The 17960-nt window shown below is 71.3% G+C and carries 14 protein-coding genes; 9 read left to right on the top strand and 5 right to left on the bottom strand.

The features are described from left to right. Nucleotides 1-41: 41 nt before the first annotated feature. Nucleotides 42-2315 (bottom strand): FdhF/YdeP family oxidoreductase, encoded by a 2274-nt coding sequence (locus tag ACFWU3_RS02620; RefSeq protein ID WP_384430018.1) that lies wholly within the window; start codon nucleotides 2313-2315, stop codon nucleotides 42-44. Between the two features lie 201 nt (nucleotides 2316-2516). Between ACFWU3_RS02620 and polA the strand changes: the two genes are divergently transcribed. Beyond that, on the top strand, nucleotides 2517-5171 hold the full coding sequence (gene polA / locus ACFWU3_RS02615; RefSeq protein WP_384430265.1) for a DNA polymerase I: 2655 nt from the start codon (nucleotides 2517-2519) through the stop codon (nucleotides 5169-5171). A 218-nt stretch (nucleotides 5172-5389) separates the two neighbouring features. On the opposite strand, the gene ACFWU3_RS02610 is transcribed toward polA, so the two are convergent. Beyond that, nucleotides 5390-6202 carry a DUF4184 family protein gene (locus tag ACFWU3_RS02610; RefSeq protein ID WP_384430016.1) on the bottom strand — a complete coding sequence of 271 codons (813 nt, stop codon included), beginning with the start codon at nucleotides 6200-6202 and terminating at the stop codon, nucleotides 5390-5392. Between the two features lie 199 nt (nucleotides 6203-6401). On the opposite strand from ACFWU3_RS02610, the gene ACFWU3_RS02605 reads away from it, so the two are divergent. From ACFWU3_RS02605 to ACFWU3_RS02595, 3 genes are all read left to right on the top strand, one after another. Continuing rightward, nucleotides 6402-8129: a lytic transglycosylase domain-containing protein gene (locus tag ACFWU3_RS02605; RefSeq protein ID WP_384430012.1), complete on the top strand. Its 1728-nt coding sequence runs from the start codon at nucleotides 6402-6404 to the stop codon at nucleotides 8127-8129. Nucleotides 8130-8283: 154 nt separating this feature from the next. Continuing rightward, nucleotides 8284-8421 (top strand): SPW_0924 family protein, encoded by a 138-nt coding sequence (locus tag ACFWU3_RS02600; RefSeq protein ID WP_313946971.1) that lies wholly within the window; start codon nucleotides 8284-8286, stop codon nucleotides 8419-8421. Between the two features lie 13 nt (nucleotides 8422-8434). Further along, nucleotides 8435-9424, top strand: a complete 990-nt coding sequence (locus ACFWU3_RS02595) for a DUF3068 domain-containing protein (RefSeq protein WP_384430008.1) — start codon at nucleotides 8435-8437, stop codon at nucleotides 9422-9424. 5 nt (nucleotides 9425-9429) lie between these two features. Here ACFWU3_RS02595 and hrpB read toward each other — a convergent pair whose 3' ends face one another. Then, complete coding sequence (gene hrpB, locus ACFWU3_RS02590) at nucleotides 9430-12042, bottom strand: ATP-dependent helicase HrpB (protein WP_384430005.1); 2613 nt, start codon at nucleotides 12040-12042, stop codon at nucleotides 9430-9432. Beyond that, the gene (locus ACFWU3_RS02585) at nucleotides 11970-12791 is read right to left on the bottom strand and encodes a class I SAM-dependent methyltransferase (RefSeq protein ID WP_384430262.1); all 822 of its coding nucleotides are present in this window, start codon (nucleotides 12789-12791) and stop codon (nucleotides 11970-11972) included. The genes hrpB and ACFWU3_RS02585 overlap by 73 nt, the downstream gene beginning before the upstream one ends. A gap of 363 nt (nucleotides 12792-13154) precedes the next feature. On the opposite strand from ACFWU3_RS02585, the gene rpsA reads away from it, so the two are divergent. The 5 genes from rpsA to ACFWU3_RS02560 all read left to right on the top strand — a co-directional run bounded on the left by rpsA (nucleotide 13155) and on the right by ACFWU3_RS02560 (nucleotide 17583). Further along, nucleotides 13155-14657: a 30S ribosomal protein S1 gene (rpsA, locus tag ACFWU3_RS02580; RefSeq protein ID WP_313946974.1), complete on the top strand. Its 1503-nt coding sequence runs from the start codon at nucleotides 13155-13157 to the stop codon at nucleotides 14655-14657. A 262-nt stretch (nucleotides 14658-14919) separates the two neighbouring features. Continuing rightward, the gene (locus tag ACFWU3_RS02575) at nucleotides 14920-15858 is read left to right on the top strand and encodes a PAC2 family protein (RefSeq protein WP_384430002.1); all 939 of its coding nucleotides are present in this window, start codon (nucleotides 14920-14922) and stop codon (nucleotides 15856-15858) included. Nucleotides 15859-15954: 96 nt separating this feature from the next. Further along, on the top strand, nucleotides 15955-16566 hold the full coding sequence (coaE, locus tag ACFWU3_RS02570) for a dephospho-CoA kinase (RefSeq protein ID WP_384430000.1): 612 nt from the start codon (nucleotides 15955-15957) through the stop codon (nucleotides 16564-16566). Nucleotides 16567-16725: 159 nt separating this feature from the next. Beyond that, entirely contained in the window at nucleotides 16726-17097 is a 372-nt protein-coding gene (locus ACFWU3_RS02565; RefSeq protein ID WP_384429997.1) for a DUF3592 domain-containing protein, read from the top strand. Between the two features lie 117 nt (nucleotides 17098-17214). Next, a complete protein-coding gene (locus ACFWU3_RS02560; protein ID WP_384429994.1) occupies nucleotides 17215-17583 on the top strand; it encodes a tetratricopeptide repeat protein in 369 nt (122 codons plus the stop codon). Between the two features lie 26 nt (nucleotides 17584-17609). On the opposite strand, the gene ACFWU3_RS02555 is transcribed toward ACFWU3_RS02560, so the two are convergent. Further along, nucleotides 17610-17867 (bottom strand): DUF6343 family protein, encoded by a 258-nt coding sequence (locus ACFWU3_RS02555; RefSeq protein ID WP_384430259.1) that lies wholly within the window; start codon nucleotides 17865-17867, stop codon nucleotides 17610-17612. Nucleotides 17868-17960 lie beyond the last annotated feature (93 nt).

The following is a 17960-nucleotide window of genomic DNA, read 5'->3' as shown; positions in this document are numbered from 1 at the left end:
AGCGAACGCTTAGCCCGGGCGGGATCATTCCCGCCCCGTCGTCATCCGGCCCGCTCGAACCGCACCACCACGGACTTGCTCGCCGGTGTGTTGCTGGTGTCCGCGGTCGAGTCCAGCGGCACCAGCACATTGGTCTCCGGGTAGTACGCCGCCGCGCAGCCGCGGGCGGTCGGGTAGTGGACCACCCGGAAACCGGGGGCCCGCCGCTCCACGCCGTCCTTCCACTCGCTGACCAGATCGGTGTACGAGCCGTCGTCGAGGCCCAGCTCGGCCGCGTCGTCCGGATTCACCAGGACCACCCGGCGGCCGCCCTTGATCCCGCGGTAGCGGTCGTCGAGGCCGTAGATCGTGGTGTTGTACTGATCGTGCGAACGCAGGGTCTGGAGCAGCAGCCGGCCCTCGGGCACCTTCGGGTACTCGATCGGCGCGGCCGTGAAGTTGGCCTTGCCGGTGGCCGTCGGGAAGCGCCGTTCGTCGCGCGGGGCGTGCGGCAGCGTGAAGCCGCCGGGCCGGGCGATCTTCGTGTTGAAGTCCTCGAACCCCGGCACCACACGCGCGATGCGGTCCCGGATCGTCGCGTAGTCCTTCTCGAACTCCTCCCACGGCGTCAGCGACTCCGGCCCGAGGACCGCCCGCGCCAGCCGTGCGACGATCGCCGGCTCGGAGAGCAGATGAGGGCTCGCCGGGGGGAGGTTGCCGCGCGAGGCGTGCACCATGCCCATCGAGTCCTCGACGGTCACCACCTGGCGTCCGCCGGCCTGGACGTCCTTGTCGGTGCGCCCGAGCGTGGGGAGGATCAGGGCCCGCGCACCCGTGACGGCGTGCGAGCGGTTCAGCTTGGTCGACACATGGACGGTGAGCCGGGCCCGCCGCACGGCCGCCTCGGTGACCTCGGTGTCGGGCGTGGCACCCACGAAGTTGCCGCCCATGGCGAAGAAGACCTTCGCCTCGCCGTCCCGGAGCGCGCGGATCGACCGTACGACGTCGAAACCGTGGTGGCGCGGGGGCGCGAAGCCGAACTCCCGCTCCAGGGCGTCCAGGAACGCGGGGGCGGGCCGCTCGAAGATGCCCATGGTGCGGTCGCCCTGGACGTTGGAGTGCCCGCGCACCGGACAGACACCGGCGCCCGGGCGGCCGATGTTGCCGCGCAGCAGCAGGAAGTTGACGACCTCGCGGATCGTCGCGACGGAGTGCTTGTGCTGGGTCAGGCCCATCGCCCAGCACACGACGGTCCGCTTCGACTCCAGCACCATCGCCAGCGCCCGCTCGATGGCGGCCCGGTCCAGGCCCGTGGCGGCCAGTGTCTCGTCCCAGTCGGCGGCCCGGGCCGCGGTGGCGAACTCCTCGAATCCGTGGGTGTGTTCGCGGACGAACTCCTCGTCGACGGCCCCCTGCGTCTCCAGGACCAGCTTGTTCAGCAGCCGGAACAGGGCCTGGTCGCCGCCGATGCGGATCTGGAGGAACAGATCGTTGAGCGCGACGCCCTTGATCATGCCGAGCGGGGTCTGCGGATTTTTGAACCGTTCCATGCCCGCCTCGGGCAGCGGGTTCACCGACATGATCCGCGCGCCCGCCGCCTTCGCCTTCTCCAGCGCGGAGAGCATCCGGGGGTGGTTGGTGCCGGGGTTCTGGCCGGCCACGATGATCAGGTCCGCCTGGTGGAGATCCTCCAGCGAGACACTGCCCTTGCCGATGCCGATCGTCTCGGTCAGCGCCGAGCCCGAGGACTCGTGGCACATGTTCGAGCAGTCGGGCAGGTTGTTGGTGCCGAACTCGCGGGCGAAGAGCTGGAGCAGGAACGCCGCTTCGTTGCTCGTGCGGCCCGAGGTGTAGAAGAGAGCCTCGTCGGGGGAGGAGAGCGCGGTCAGCTCCTCGGCGATGATCTCGAAGGCCCGGTCCCAGCCGACCGCTTCGTACCGGTCGGCGCCCTCGGGCAGATACATGGGCTGGGTGATCCGGCCCTGCTGACCGAGCCAGTACCCACTGCGCGAGGCCAGGTCCGCGAGTGAGTGCCGGCCGAAGAAGTCGGGGGTGACCCGCCGCAGTGTCGCCTCCTCGGCGACGGCCTTCGCGCCGTTCTCGCAGAACTCGGCCGTGTGCCGGTGATCACCCTCCGGCCACGCGCACCCGGGGCAGTCGAAGCCGTCCTTCTGGTTGACCTTGAGGAGGGTCTGCGCGGTCCGCCGCACGCCCATCTGCTGCCGGGCGATCTTGAGCGTGTACCCGACGGCGGGCAGGCCGGCCGCCGCGCGCTGCGGCTCGGCGACCTGCGGAGCGTTCTGGTCCGGATCACCTGCGGGCGGCTTGCTGGCCATCGTGCTCCCCCTCGGGCGCGTTCCTGTGTCGTATGCATCCAATCCTGTCACGGGCGCCGCCGGTCCCGTCACCCGTCGCTCCGGAGTGCTCGGCGGCGGGCGGTGTGAGCGGCAATGTCAGTGGTCCGTGGCAGGATCGTGTCCGTGGCTGAGACAGCATCGAAGAAGACCCCAGACGACAACCGTCCGCGCCTGCTCCTGATGGACGGGCACTCCCTGGCGTACCGGGCGTTCTTCGCGCTGCCCGCGGAGAACTTCACGACCGCGAGCGGCCAGACGACCAATGCCATCTACGGCTTCGCGTCGATGCTGGCGAACACGCTGCGCGACGAGGCGCCCACGCATTTCGCCGTGGCCTTCGACGTGTCCCGCAAGACCTGGCGCTCCCAGGACTTCCCCGAGTACAAGGCGAACCGCTCCAAGACGCCCGACGAGTTCAAGGGCCAGGTCGAGCTGATCGGCGAACTGCTGGACACGATGAACGCGGTGCGGTTCGCCGTGGACGGCTTCGAGGCCGACGACGTCATCGCCACGCTCGCCACCCAGGCCGAGGCCGCGGGCTTCGACGTGCTGATCGTCACCGGCGACCGCGACTCCTTCCAGCTCGTGAGCGATCACACCACCGTGCTGTACCCCACCAAGGGCGTCTCGGAGCTGACCCGCTTCACCCCGGCCAAGGTCCAGGAGAAGTACGGACTGAGCCCCCAGCAGTACCCCGACTTCGCCGCGCTGCGAGGCGACCCGTCCGACAACCTGCCGGGCATCCCGGGCGTCGGCGAGAAGACGGCCACCAAGTGGATCGCCCAGTACGGCTCGTTCGCCGAGCTGGTCGAGCGCGCCGACGAGGTCAAGGGCAAGGTCGGCCAGGCCCTGCGCGACCACCTGGAGTCGGTCAAGCTCAACCGCCATCTCACCGAGCTGGTGCGGGACGTCGAGCTGTCGAAGGGCGTCACCGAGCTGGAGCGCGCGCCGTACGACCGGACCGCGCTGAAGGGCTTCCTGGAAGTCCTCGAGATCCGCAATCCGAGCCTGCGCGAGCGGCTGCTCGCCGTGGACCCGGGCGCCGAGGAGGACGAGGCCCCCGCCCCCGACGCCGGTGTCGAGCTGGACGGCAGTGTCCTGGGCGCCGGCGAGCTGGCGCCCTGGCTGGAGGAGCACGGCACCCAGCTGCTCGGCGTCGCCACCGTCACCGCCTGGGGACTCGGCGTCGGCAGCGTCAGCGAGGTCGCGCTGGCCGCGGCCGGTGGAGCGGCCGCCTGGTTCGACACCACACAGCTGGACGAGGCCGACGAGCGCGCCTTCGCCGCCTGGATCGCCGACCCGGCCAGGCCCAAGGTCATGCACAGCGCCAAGGAAGCGCTGCGGGTCTTCCCGGAGCACGGCTGGGACATCGCCGGCGTCACCATGGACACCGCCCTCGCCGCCTATCTGGTCAAGCCCGGGCGCCGTTCCTTCGCGCTGGACGCGCTGTCCGTCGAGTACCTCCACCGCGAGCTCGCCCCGGCCACCGCCGACGGCCAGCTGGCGTTCGGCACCGACGAGAGCGCCGAGGCCGACGCCCTGATGGCACAGGCCCGCGCGGTCCTCGACCTCGGGGAGGCGTTCGGCGAGAAGCTGAAGGAGGTCGGCGCCGCCGAGCTGCTGCACGACGTGGAGCTGCCCACCTCCCTGCTGCTCGCCCGGATGGAGCGGCACGGCATCGCAGCCGACCGCGCCCATCTGGAGGCGATGGAGGTGCAGTTCGCGGGCGCCGTGCAGCAGGCGGTGAAGGAGGCGCACGCCGCGGTGGGCCACGAGTTCAACCTCGGTTCGCCCAAGCAGCTCCAGGAAGTCTTCTTCGGCGAGCTGAACCTCCCCAAGACCAAGAAGACCAAGACCGGTTACACCACGGACGCGGACGCGCTGGCCTGGCTGGCGGCCCAGACCGAGCACGAACTGCCGGTCATCATGCTGCGCCACCGTGAGCAGGCCCGCCTGCGGTCCACGGTCGAGGGGCTGATCAAGACGATCGCGGCCGACGGCCGCGTCCACACCACCTTCAGCCAGACCGTCGCGGCCACCGGCCGGCTGTCCTCCACCGACCCGAACCTTCAGAACGTGCCGGTGCGCACCGACGAGGGGCGCGCCATCCGCCGCGGCTTCGTCGTCGGCGAGGGCTTCGAGTCGCTGATGACCGCCGACTACAGCCAGATCGAGCTGCGGGTCATGGCCCATCTCTCCGAGGACGAGGGGCTGCTGGAGGCCTTCGCCTCCGGTGAGGACCTGCACAACACGGTCGCCTCCCAGGTGTTCGAGGTCGCGCCGTCCGCGGTCGACGCGGAGATGCGCCGCAAGATCAAGGCCATGTCGTACGGCCTGGCCTACGGGCTCTCGGCGTTCGGCCTCTCGCAGCAGCTGAACATCGAGGCGGGTGAGGCGCGCGCCCTGATGGACACCTACTTCGAGCGGTTCGGCGGCGTGCGTGACTATCTGCGCCGTGTCGTGGACGAGGCGCGGGCGACGGGATACACCGCGACGATGCTCGGCCGGCGCCGCTATCTCCCCGACCTCAACAGCGACAACCGCCAGCGCCGTGAGGCGGCCGAGCGGATGGCGCTGAACGCCCCGATCCAGGGCACCGCCGCGGACATCGTCAAGGTCGCCATGCTCCGGGTGGACCGGGCGCTGCGCGAGGAGGAGCTCACCTCGCGGCTGCTGCTCCAGGTCCATGACGAAATCGTGCTGGAGATCGCCCCGGGCGAGCGCGAGCAGGTGGAGACGATCGTCCGCCGGGAGATGTCGGCGGCCACGTCGCTGCGCGCGCCGCTGGACGTCTCGGTGGGCGTGGGCACGGACTGGGAGTCCGCGGCGCACTGAGCCCACGCCCGTGGGGAAGAGCGGTTCTGCTCGGGCTTCGCGCTCGGGTGGACCGCTCGGGCTCTCGCGCTCGGGTGGACCGCTCGGGCTCCCGCCCTCGGGTGGACCGCTCGGGCTCTCGCGCTCGGGTGGACCCACCGTCGTCTTCGCGCCTCGGAGTCACCCGCTCGGGCCCCTGTCCGTCACCCGCCCGGAAGCGATGGGGGAGGGGCGGGGGCTCAGACGCGTTCAACCGCCCGTGCGCGCAGCCGCATTCCCGCTCCGTACACCACCATGCCCACCGCGAGCCCCGCACCCGCCCCGAAGCAGGCCGTCGGGATGATGTCCAGGGGCGAGCTGATGTGCCCGTAGTACGCGTACCAGCGAGCACACCGCTGGACGACGCCGAGCAGGACGCAACCTCCCAGCAGAGCCACGGCGAGCCGCCGCCCCCGGCTGTCGAGCACCGGCACGGAGGCCGGCGGCGCGACCGCGGGCTGCCGCCGCAGCGCGGACATCAGGAACCAGCCGAGCACCACCAGCGCGAGCGCCGAACTGCCGTACTGCGCGTACTGGAAGAGTCCGAGACCGGCCACCGTCTCGTTGAGCACAGGCAGTGCCCGGGTGCCCCACCGGTCGTGGTGGGTGAAGGCGTCCCACACCACATGGGTGAGCGCGCCCAGTACTGCCGAGACATAGAAGCGGAACCCGAAGGCCAGGTCCCGCCGGCCGCCCCCGCCCTCGCCCCGGACGCAGGCGTGGACGCGCCCCTGCCAGCGGGTGGGCAGCAGGGCCAGCAGCGGGTCGCGCACCATCAGCCACACCGCCACCAGCGCTGCCGCGACGGCCACATCGACGGTCAGCACACCGGCCGGCGCATGCGTGAACTCCCCGAACTCCATGGCCCCGGGCACCGCTGTCGCGGCGAAGTACGTCATGTCCGGCGCGAGCGAACCCGTCACGAGCGCCGAGGCGAGCAGCGGTCCGCGCGCCCGTCCGTCCCGGCGGATGCCGGGCAGCACCGCGGCGGCGTGGCTCAGCGTGAACGGCATGCGTGAAGTCCCCCTGGAACCGATCCGGATCTTTGACGGTCAGTATGCGTGATGGTCCGGCGCCGAAATCCGGTGGATCCGGAGATGGCGAAGTGGTGAAAACCGGTCAGGTAACGGTGTCCTGAGGCACATAGGTGCCGTAGGGTCGCCTGAGTCATCGCGCTGGGGAGCGCGCGGCACCTCGGGAGGGAACAGACGTATGGCAGCGCAATTCGGCCGCCGGCTGCGCAGGGGAGCGACCACGACCGCAGTGGCCGCGGCTGCTGTGGCCGCACTCTCCGCCTCACAGGCGCCCGGTATCACGCATGCCACCACGGGTGACAGCCAGGGGGCGTCCGACGCCACGCCGCCGCCGGGCACCCCGGTCACCGGCAACTCCCCCTACTACACCGACCTGCCGCCGCTCAACACCCCCGACAAGCCCGGCACCTCGGTCGACCTGCCGGCAACCGGAACCGCGGAAGCGGGCATACCCGCGACCGTCCTCGCCGCCTACAAGCAGGCCGAGCAGACCATCGCGGCCTCGGACCCCGGCTGCCATGTGCCGTGGCAACTGCTCGCCGCCATCGGCAAGGTGGAGTCCGGCCAGGCGCGTGGCGGCAAGGTCGACGCCGACGGCACCACCTTCTCGCCGATCCTCGGCCCCGTGCTCAACGGCGTCGGGTTCGCGAACATATCGGACACCGACAACGGCGCCTTCGACGGCGACTCGACGCACGACCGCGCCGTCGGCCCGATGCAGTTCATCCCGTCGACCTGGGCGACGTGGGGCCAGGACGCCAACGGCGACGGCCGCAAGGACCCGAACAACATCTACGACGCGGCGCTGGCCGCGGGCCGTTACCTCTGCGCGGGCGACCGGGACCTCGGGGTCAAGGCACACCTCGACCGCGCGATCCTCGGCTACAACCACTCCCAGGAGTACCTGCGGACGGTGCTGTCCTGGTTCGACTACTACAAGCGCGGTACGCACGAGGTCCCGGACGGCACCGGCGTCCTGCCGGACACGAGCGGTCCCGACTCCTTCCCCGCCGGCGCCGAGACGCTGCCGTCGCCCTCCCCGACCCCGCCCGGTACTCCCGGGACGACGCCCAAGCCGACGCCCCCGGCCAAGCCCGGTGGCGGCACCAAGCCGCCGACGACGCCGACCACACCCCCGCCGACCACGACGCCGCCGTCGCCGATCGCCCGAATCGAACGGGCCGGCGCCGCAGAGCTGACCGCCATGGCCGGCCGCGACTTCGCCGAGAAGGCCACTGTCCGCGTGAAGAACGCGGCGGGCCGCACGGTCGCGAAGCAGCCCGTGCGTTTCGAGATCGTCGGGGACACCGACGCACGCTTCGCCGGCGGCAAGACGAGCACCGTCGCCGCCACCGGAGCCGACGGCACCGTGGCCGCGCCCGTCATCAAGGCCGGTGAGAAGACCGGCACGTTCACCGTGCGGGCCTCGGTCGTGGGACGCACGCTTCCCGCCGTCAGCTTCACCGGTACCGTCGTCCCGCGTGCCGCGGACGCGATCCGCCGGACCAGCCACGAGGTGCTGACGGCCGCGCCCGGCGCGGAGTTCGCGCAGACGGTCGAGCTCAAGGCCACGTACCAGGGCTCCGCGGCGGAAGGCGTTCCGGTCACCGCCACGCTCATCAAGAGCGCGGAGGACCCGGCGGCGAACGACAAGGGTCCGTACTTCAAGGACGCCGAGGACAAGCCGGTCCGCACACTCACGGACCTCAAGACCCGCGCCGACGGTCTGCTGACCCTCCCGAAGATCTTCGCGGACGATGTGACCGGCACCTTCCTCCTGCGGCTCACCACCGCCGGCGGCGGCACGGTGACCATCGAGCTCAAGGTGGTCGCACCGGACACTCCGACGACCCCGCCCACGACGCCGCCCGCCACACCGAGCGCTCCGGCGTCCCCGGCCGCCTGACCCGCGGCACGACCCAGACGGCACCGCCCCTTTGCCACCGCTCGGCAGAGGGGCGGTGCTACGTGTTCTCATCTCGCGGCCGGATTGCTACGGTGCCCCCGTTCTGACGCAGTATCAGATTCTGCGTGGGTCCCGACGCCCCGGGAGGCCGAGCATGCGCGCACTTGTCGCCGCCGCCATCGGGCTGGCCGCCGCCCTCGCCCTCGTCCTCACGGTCACGGCGATGGGGTCACCCCCGGGCGAGACCTCCCCGAAGCCGCTGCTGACCACCGTCCCCGGCCCCAAGAAGTAGGGAGGGCCGGCCCATGCGCCGCCGCGCCAGTCTCGTACTCCTCGCCCTCGCCGTCTTCTTCGCCGCGCTCTCACCGCTGCTGCGCTGGTACGCCTTTCCGCGGCTCGCCAAGGTCCCGCCGGGCCAGTACCAGGAGATGGTGCTGGAGGCGAAGCCCGCGACCCTCCTCGACTACGGCTCCCTCCAGGCGAAGGAGGTCGAGAAGGTCACCATCGTGCAGACCCTCAAGGGCAATGTGGAGGAGTCGGAGCGGATCGAGCGCAGCGCCGGACGCGATGTCGTCGTCTGGGACTCGCTCTCCTATGTCCAGGGCCCCGACGGCGCGATGGTCTCCTCGATCCCCGAGCGGTACATCTTCGACGCCCACAGCCAGGCACCCGTCCATGCCACCGGCGAGGCGGTCGACGGTCAGGCGGTGCGGCGCGAGGGCATCGAGTTCAAGTGGCCCTTCCTCACCGAGAAGCGGGACTACGAGTACTTCGACGCGCAGACGAGGACGTCCGCGCCCATCCACTACAAGGGGACCAGGACCTTCCGGGGCCTGGACGTCTACTACTTCGAGCAGACGATCCCGTGGACGAAGGTGCCGTACCCGAAGAAGATGCCCATCCCCGGCGTCGACGCGAGCACCCTGGAGAAGCAGACCGGCACCTCCCGCTGGTACACCACCAAACGTATGTTCTGGGTCGACCCGGTCACCGGCGCCCCGGTCAACGGTGAGGAGATCCACCAGGAGGAGCTGCGCGGCGGCACACTGCTGGGCGGCCGGGAGAAGGTGACCGCCTTCTCCGGTCATGTGAAGATGCGCCCCGACTACGTCGACCACACGGTCGCCCTCGTCACGTCCCAGCGGCGGCTGGTGCTCCTCATGACCTCGTATCTGCCGTGGGGCTTCCTCGTCCTGGGCGGCGGACTCCTCGCCCTCGCCCTGGTGCTGGAGGCCCGCAGCCGCCGGCCGCGGGAGCCCTCGGCGGACCGCGAGCCGGAGCCCGTCGGGGCCTGAGGCCGTCAGCCCCGGCTCTCCCGGCCCTGACGCGCCTTCGTGTGCCGGGTCGGCTCCGCGGCCGAAGGGTCCTGCGGCCAGGGGTGCTTGGGGTAGCGGCCGCGCAGTTCCGCGCGTACGGCCGCGTAGCCGTCCTTCCAGAACGACGCCAGGTCGGCGGTCACCGCGGCGGGACGGCCCGCGGGCGAGAGCAGATGGACGAGGACCGGCACGCCCGCGACGCGTGGTGTCTCGCGCAGCCCGAACAGTTCCTGGAGCTTCACCGCGAGGACGGGCTGCGCACCTCCGTACGCGACACGGATCCGCGAGCCGCTCGGCACCTCGATACGCTCCGGCGCGAGTTCGTCGAGCCGGGAAGCCTCACCGCCCGCCCAGGGCAGCAGCCGCTGCAACGCCTGCCCCGCCGGGACACGCCCGAGATCGGATCGCCGACGGGCCCGTGACAGTTCGGGTTCCAGCCACTCGCCGGCGCGGTCCAGCAGGGCCGTGTCCGACACGTCCGGCCAGGGCTCGCCGAGTTCCCGGTGCAGGAAGGCGAGGCGTTCGCGCAGCCCTTCCGCGTCCCGCGTCCAGTGCAGCAGACCGAGTCCTTCGCGGTGCAGCCCGTCGAGCAGGGCGGCACGGACGAGCGCGGGGTCCGGGTTCCGAAGGGCGCGGGCGGACAGCTCGATCGCCCCGAGCCGCCGGACGTCCCGGGCGACGACATCGCCGTTCTCCCAGTGGACCTCCTCGCCGTCGGCGCGGAGATGGGCCGCGGCCCTGCGGGCGGTGTCCTCGTCGATGACCGCGGCGAGGCGTACCCGGGCCGAGGCGGCGGCGGACGGCCGGTCGGCCACCGCGACCGCCAGCCAGCCGGACGTCCGCAGGCGAGATCCCTCCGCGAGCTGCGCCCCGGTCCCGGAGGCCATCAGAAAGGCGCCCTCGCCGCGGGCCCTGGCGATGCGTTCGGGAAACGCGAGTGCCGTCACGAGCCCCGCGACGGCGTCCTCGCCCTGACCGGCCCCGCCCTGGCTCCCCTTACCCGGGTCATGGACGCCTGCTCCCGCCAGTGACGACTGCAGTCGGCGGGCCTCCGAGGTCCACCGGCCCGCATACGCGTCGCCGCCGCGCCGCGCCGTGCGCCAGGCCGCCGTCAGATCGTCCCCGTACTCCCGTGGCGGCTCCTCGCTCAGCAACGCCACCACTTCCGCCGCCCGGCGAGCGCCCACCTCCGGCGCGCCGTCCAGCAGGGCGCGGGCAAGCCGGGGGTGGACGCCGATGCGGGACAGCGTGCTGCCCCGCTGGGTGGCCCGGCCCTCCGTGTCCACCGCGCCGATCGCGGACAGCACCGAGCGCGCCGCCGACATCGCACCGGCCGGCGGCTGGTCCAGCAGGGCGAGCCCCGCGGCGGACGGGTCGCCCCAGCACGCGGTCTGCAACGCGAAGGCCGTCAGATCCGCGACCTTGATCTCGGGGGAGGGGAAGCGGACCAGCCGGCCGTCCTCCGTCTCGGACCAGCAGCGGTACACCGTTCCCGGAGCCTCCCGGCCGGCGCGGCCCGCCCGCTGACGGGCCGCCGCCTGCGAGACGCGGACCGTGGTGAGCGCGCTCAGTCCTCGTGCGTGGTCCATGCGCGGCTCGCGCGCGAGGCCCGCGTCCACGACGGTCCGCACACCCGGCACCGTCAGGCTCGATTCGGCCACCGAGGTCGCCAGCACCACCCGGCGCACGCCCGCCGAGCCCGCCAGCACCGCGTCCTGCACCGCCGCCGGAGCGCGCCCGTGGACCTGGAGCACCTCCGCGTCCACGCCGCCCAGCTGTCCGGCGACCCTGCCGATCTCCCCGACCCCGGGCAGGAAGCACAGGACATCTCCGCTCTGCTCGGCCAGCGCCCGCCGGACCACCGAGGCCACATGCGTCAGCAGCGCCGGATCCACCCGCATGCCGTGCGGCGGCCGCACCGGCCGCGCGGGCGGAGCCCACACGACCTGAACCGGATGCGTGGTGCCCTGCGCCTCGACCACCGGGGCGTCGCCGAGCAGCCGTGCCCAGCCCTCGGCATCGGTGGTCGCCGACGCGGCCACCAGTTTCAGTTCCGGCCGCAGCGCGGCCCGTACGTCCAGGAGGAACGCGGCCACCGTGTCCGCGTCGAGATGCCGCTCGTGGCACTCGTCGAGGACCACCACATCGATTCCGGCCAGCTCCTGGTCACGCTGGAGCCGCTGGAGCAGCACACCGGTGGTGACCACCTCGACGACCGTGTCGGCCGAGACCACCCGTTCACCGCGGACCGTGAAGCCGACTCTCCGCCCCACCCGCTCGCCGAGCAGCCAGGCCATGCGCCGCGCTGCCGCCCGGGCCGCGATCCGCCGTGGCTCCGCGACCACGACCCGCGCGCCACGCCCGGCGAGCACGAGCGGTACGAGCGTTGTCTTGCCCGTCCCGGGAGGAGCGCAGAGCACCGCGCAGCCGTGCGTGTCGAGCGCCTGCTCCAGCGCCGGCAGCGCCGAACGCACCCGCAGCCGCTCCGCCTCCCCCGTCCGTATACCGAGCCCGTCGTCCTCGCTCACGCCCGCTCGCAGACGAAGACGGCCGTCCCCGGGATCAGGTTCCCGCGCAGCGGGGACCAGCCGCCCCATTCCTGGCTGTTCCAGGCCGGCCACTCCGGCTCGACCAGGTCCACCAGCCGGAATCCGCCCGCGACCACGTCCCGCACCCGGTCGCCGAGCGTCCGGTGGTGCTCGACGTAGACCGCGCGGCCCGTGTCGTCCTGTTCGACGTACGGGGTGCGGTCGAAGTACGACGCCGCCACGCTCAGGCCCTCGGGGCCCGGCTCGTCCGGGAACGCCCAGCGCATGGGGTGCGTGACGGAGAAGACCCAGCGCCCGCCGGGCCGCAGCACCCGGTGGACCTCGGTGAACACCTGCACCGGGTCGGCCACGAACGGCACCGCCCCGTAGGCGGAACAGGCCAGATCGAAGGAGCCGTCGGCGAAGGGCAGCGCCGTCGCGTCCGCCTCCACCAGGGGAATGCCGCCGCCGATCCGCAGGGCGTGCTGGAGCTGGCGGTGCGAGAGGTCCAGCGCCACGGGACGCGCGCCCTGCGCCTTCAGCCAGCGCGAGCACTGCGCCGCGCCCGCGCCGATCTCGAGAACGTCCAGGCCCTCCAGGGAGGAGACGGGGCCGAGCAGTCCGGCCTCCGCCTCGTCGAGCCCTTCCGGTCCCCAGACGAAGTGGTCGTCACCGAGGAACGCGCCGTGCTCGCTCTGGTACTCGTCGGCGTGGCGGTCCCACCACCCGCGACTGGCCCGGCTGCTCTCCGTGTTCCCGGCGTCACGCCGGGTGGCTTCCGGTTCTGGATCCTGGAGGTCGCTCAGGTCTTGGATCATTTCCACCGTCGTTGTAGTTTGCGTTCAGCGCGACAAAGGGCGGCCGTTGTGGCCTCCGCAAACATTAGTTGTGCCGGGATTGGGGCGATCCGCCCCGGGTGTGCGCCTTCGCGCATTGACCGCCTCCGGCTGCCCCCGTATGCTACAAGTTGCGCTGCGGGCCTGCGCGCCTCAGACGGAGCAGGTCGCGCTCGCATCTGTATGTATGTCCCCTCGGTTCACGAGGCGCCCCCCGAGGCGTGTTCTCCGGAACAGCCACCCGGGTCGGCGCTTCCAAGGCTGTCCGGCTTCTACAGCTGCGATACGGGTTCTCGGCGTAGCAGTACCTACGACTTCAATGTCCGCACCGGAGCCTTTTCCCACATGACGAGCAGCACCGAGACCACCGCAACCACCCCGCAGGTAGCGGTCAACGACATCGGTAACGAGGAAGCCTTCCTCGCCGCGATCGACGAAACGATCAAGTACTTCAACGACGGCGACATCGTCGACGGCGTCATCGTGAAGGTCGACCGGGACGAGGTCCTGCTCGACATCGGTTACAAGACCGAAGGTGTCATCCCGAGCCGCGAGCTCTCGATCAAGCACGACGTCGACCCCAACGAGGTCGTCAAGGTCGGCGACGAGATCGAGGCCCTTGTTCTCCAGAAGGAGGACAAGGAAGGCCGCCTGATCCTCTCGAAGAAGCGCGCCCAGTACGAGCGGGCGTGGGGCACCATCGAGAAGATCAAGGAAGAGGACGGCATCGTCACCGGTACCGTCATCGAGGTCGTCAAGGGTGGTCTCATCCTCGACATCGGCCTCCGCGGCTTCCTCCCGGCCTCCCTGGTCGAGATGCGCCGTGTTCGCGACCTCCAGCCCTACGTGGGCAAGGAGCTCGAGGCCAAGATCATCGAGCTGGACAAGAACCGCAACAACGTGGTCCTGTCCCGCCGTGCCTGGCTGGAGCAGACTCAGTCCGAGGTTCGCCAGACCTTCCTCACGACCCTCCAGAAGGGTCAGGTCCGTTCCGGCGTCGTCTCCTCGATCGTCAACTTCGGTGCCTTCGTGGACCTGGGTGGCGTCGACGGTCTGGTTCACGTCTCCGAGCTCTCCTGGAAGCACATCGACCACCCCTCCGAGGTTGTCGAGGTCGGCCAGGAAGTCACCGTCGAGGTTCTCGACGTCGACATGGACCGCGAGCGCGTCTCCCTGTCGCTCAAGGCGACGCAGGAAGACCCGTGGCAGCAGTTCGCCCGTACGCACCAGATCGGGCAGGTTGTTCCCGGTAAGGTCACCAAGCTCGTTCCCTTCGGCGCGTTCGTGCGCGTCGACGAGGGCATCGAGGGTCTGGTCCACATCTCCGAGCTGGCCGAGCGCCACGTGGAGATCCCGGAGCAGGTCGTCCAGGTCAACGACGAGATCTTCGTCAAGGTCATCGACATCGACCTCGAGCGCCGCCGCATCAGCCTCTCGCTGAAGCAGGCCAACGAGTCCTTCGGTGCCGACCCGGCCTCGGTCGAGTTCGACCCGACCCTGTACGGCATGGCCGCGTCCTACGACGACCAGGGCAACTACATCTACCCCGAGGGCTTCGACCCCGAGACCAACGACTGGCTCGAGGGCTTCGAGACCCAGCGCGAGGCGTGGGAGGGCCAGTACGCCGAGGCGCAGCAGCGCTTCGAGCAGCACCAGGCCCAGGTCATCAAGTCCCGCGAGGCCGACGAGGCCGCCGCTGCCGAGGGTGGCACCGCCGCTCCGGCCGCTGCGCCCGCCGGTGGCAGTGGCGGTTCGTACTCCTCGGAGTCGGACGACAACTCCGGCGCCCTGGCGTCGGACGAGGCGCTTGCCGCCCTCCGCGAGAAGCTGGCCGGCGGCCAGAGCTGACGCTCTGCCGGCTGACTGACAGCTGACAGCAAGGCCCGCTCCCTTCGGGGAGCGGGCCTTGCTCGTTGTGCGGGGGTTCGCCGGGCTGAGTGGAGCCTCCCAGGGGGCACTGCCGGGCTGCGGGCAGGTCAAGGTCGGGACCTGCAACGATCATGCGATACCCCGAACCGGGGCCCGGTCCGGTGGTGTTCGCTGCGTGCCGGGGGAATGCCCGAGCGTCACGCCGTGTTCTGGAAGGAGAACACGAGGAGGAGCGGTAATCGTGGTTGATCCGCAGGGTTTGTACGAATGGGAGCCGAAGGGCCTCGCGGTCGTCGACATGGCGCTCGCGCAGGAATCGGCAGGGCTGGTCATGCTGTACCACTTCGACGGATACATCGATGCGGGTGAGACCGGCGACCAGATCGTCGAGACGCTGCTCGAAACGCTGCCCCACCAGGTGGTGGCACGGTTCGACCACGACAGGCTGGTGGACTACCGGGCCCGGCGCCCGCTGCTGACGTTCAAGCGCGACCGCTGGTCCGGCTACGAGACGCCCAGCATCGAGGTGCGCCTCGTCCAGGACGCCACCGGCGCTCCGTTCCTCCTGCTGTCCGGCCCCGAGCCCGACGTCGAGTGGGAACGCTTCGCGGCGGCCGTGGAGCAGATCGTCGAGCGCCTCGGTGTGCGCCTCGCGGTCAACTTCCATGGCATCCCGATGGGCGTCCCGCACACCCGTCCCGTCGGTCTGACCCCGCACGGCAACCGCACGGACCTCATGCCGGGCCACCGCAGCCCCTTCGACGAGGCGCAGGTCCCGGGCAGCGCGGAGGCGCTGGTCGAGTACCGGCTGATGGAAGCCGGCCACGACGTCCTCGGCGTCGCCGCGCACGTCCCGCACTACGTGGCGCGCTCGTCCTACCCGGACGCCGCGCTCACCGCGCTCGAAGCGATCACGGCCGCCACCGGTCTGGTGCTGCCCGGCATCGCGCACGCGCTGCGCACCGAGGCCCACCGCACGCAGAACGAGATCGAGCGCCAGATCGGCGAGGGCGACGAGGAACTGGTCACCCTGGTCCAGGGGCTTGAGCACCAGTTCGACGCGATGGCGGGCGCGGAGACGCGGGGCAGCTTGGTCGCGGAGGCGGTGGAACTGCCGTCCGCGGACGAGATCGGCCTCGAATTCGAGCGCTTCCTCGCGGAACGCGAGGGTGACGCGTAGGGCTCGTGTGTGTGCGGGGGCCGATCGACCGACAGACGGTGCGAAGCGGCGAGGGCCCGGCGGGGTGCGTACAGGGCGGGGTCTAAGCTGCGGCTCATGCTGAAGGTGGGCCTGACCGGCGGAATCGGCGCCGGCAAGAGCGAAGTCTCCCGTCTCCTCGCCTCGTACGGCGCGGTCCTCGTCGACGCCGACAAGATCGCCCGCGAGGTCGTCGAACCCGGCACGCTCGGGCTCGCCGCCGTCGTGGAGGCGTTCGGATCCGAGATCCTGACCGCGGAGGGAACGCTGGACCGGCCCGCGCTCGGTTCCATCGTCTTCTCCGATCCCGAGCGGCTGGCGACGCTCAACGCGATCGTGCACCCCCTGGTCGGAGCGCGCTCCCAGGAGCTGGAGAAGGAAGCCGGACCGGACGCGGTGGTCGTCCACGACGTACCGCTGCTCACCGAGAACGAACTCGCCCCGCTCTACGACCTGGTGATCGTCGTGGACGCGGCACCCGAGACTCAGCTGGACCGGCTGGTCAGGCTGCGCGGGATGGCGGAGTCCGAGGCGCGGGCGCGGATGTCGGCACAGGCCACCCGTGAGCAGCGCCGCGCCATCGCCGATCTGGTCGTCGACAACGACGGGCCGCTGGAGGACCTGGAACCGCAGGTGCGTGAGGTCTGGGCCGAACTGACGCGCCGGGCCGCGGCGGCGGACGCTCCGTAGGCGTAGGCGTAGGCGTAGGCGTAGGCGTAGGCGTAGGCGTCGGCAGTCGGGGAGTCCTTCGCCGTCTGCGCTCCGCCACATCCCTGTCGGGCCGCACGCGCCGTCAGGCATGCGTCAATGCTCCACCGGATGTGCGGCGCCGCCAGTAGCATCGAGGCGGTGCACATCGTTTTCGCCACGGTCACCGTGCTGGGCGGGCTGGTTGCCGCCCTCGCCGGCGGACACGGCCTGCGGCAGACCCGCCGGATCACCGGCGAAGGCCACCTCGTCATGGCGCTGGTGAAGCAGCCGCCCCGGGGTGCGGAACGGCCGCTCCTGGAGTTCGAGACCCAGGACGGCCGGGTGATGGAGATCGTCTCGCCGGTGGCCGAACTGACCGTGGGGACGACCGTCGGGATCTCCTACGACTCCCGGGACCCACGCGACGTGGTGGTCGACGGGCATCGGCGGACGGGTGTCGACAGGGGGTTCGTGATCGCGGGCCTGTTGCTCATGGTGATCGGGCTGGTGCTCGCCGTCTCCGGTCTCTGACGTCCACGGTCGTCGCGGGCCTCCCGGCCGTCTATGCGCGCCGGCCCCGGGCATCCGATCGGAATACCGCTGCCGGGTCCCGTGTTGGAACCGTGGAGCGAGGGGAAGGATGCGAACGTGCCCGAAAGCAACCCGGAGACGCACGTCATCGACTACCGGGCGGCTGAGCAGTTGCTCGCCGCCAGGGATCCGCGTGGCGCCGTGAAGCTGCTGGACTCGGTGATCGCTGCCCACCCCGAGAACACGGCGGCCCGCCTCCTGCGCGCCCGCGCCTTCTTCGCCGCCGCTCAACTGCGCCCTGCCGAGCTCGAGTTCGAGCTGGTCCTGGAGCGCGAGCCGGACAACGCCTTCGCCCACTTCGCCCTGGCCCGCACCTTCGAGCGCGCAGGCCGCCCCGAACAGGCCATGCGTCACTTCCGCCTGGCCGCGGCGCTGGACCCGAAGCCGGAGTATCTGAGGGCGGCCCGCTTCGACGCGGACGCGTGAGCGTCGGCCCGTCGGCTCCGCGGCGGTCAGCCGCGGTCGGGTTCGTACGGGGGGATGTCGCGGCCCGGCTGGTAGTGCGGGCCCTGACGGATGTGGCGTACGACCAGGACCATATCGACCAGCACGATCAGCAGCAGTGCTCCGCACGCCGCCGCCCAGCCGGGGCGGGAGGCGAGAGCGAAGGCGACCGTCCCGCCGGCCGTCCAGAGCAGGCCCCACACACTCAGCCAGAACCGCATCCGCAGGGGACTGCGTGCTGTGCTCGGTTCACTCCCGGTACGCATGGCCATCCACTCTCCCCTTCCAGCATGCACCCACGGCGGTTCGGGGGACACGCCGGCGAGGGCCGTCCGGCTGCCCGCGTCCTGAGAGGTGCG

Source organism: Streptomyces sp. NPDC058685, from assembly GCF_042714725.1.
GTDB lineage: Bacteria > Actinomycetota > Actinomycetes > Streptomycetales > Streptomycetaceae > Streptomyces.
The sequence above is the reverse complement of the archived record's forward strand: the minus strand, read 5'-3'. Positions and strand labels throughout refer to the sequence as shown.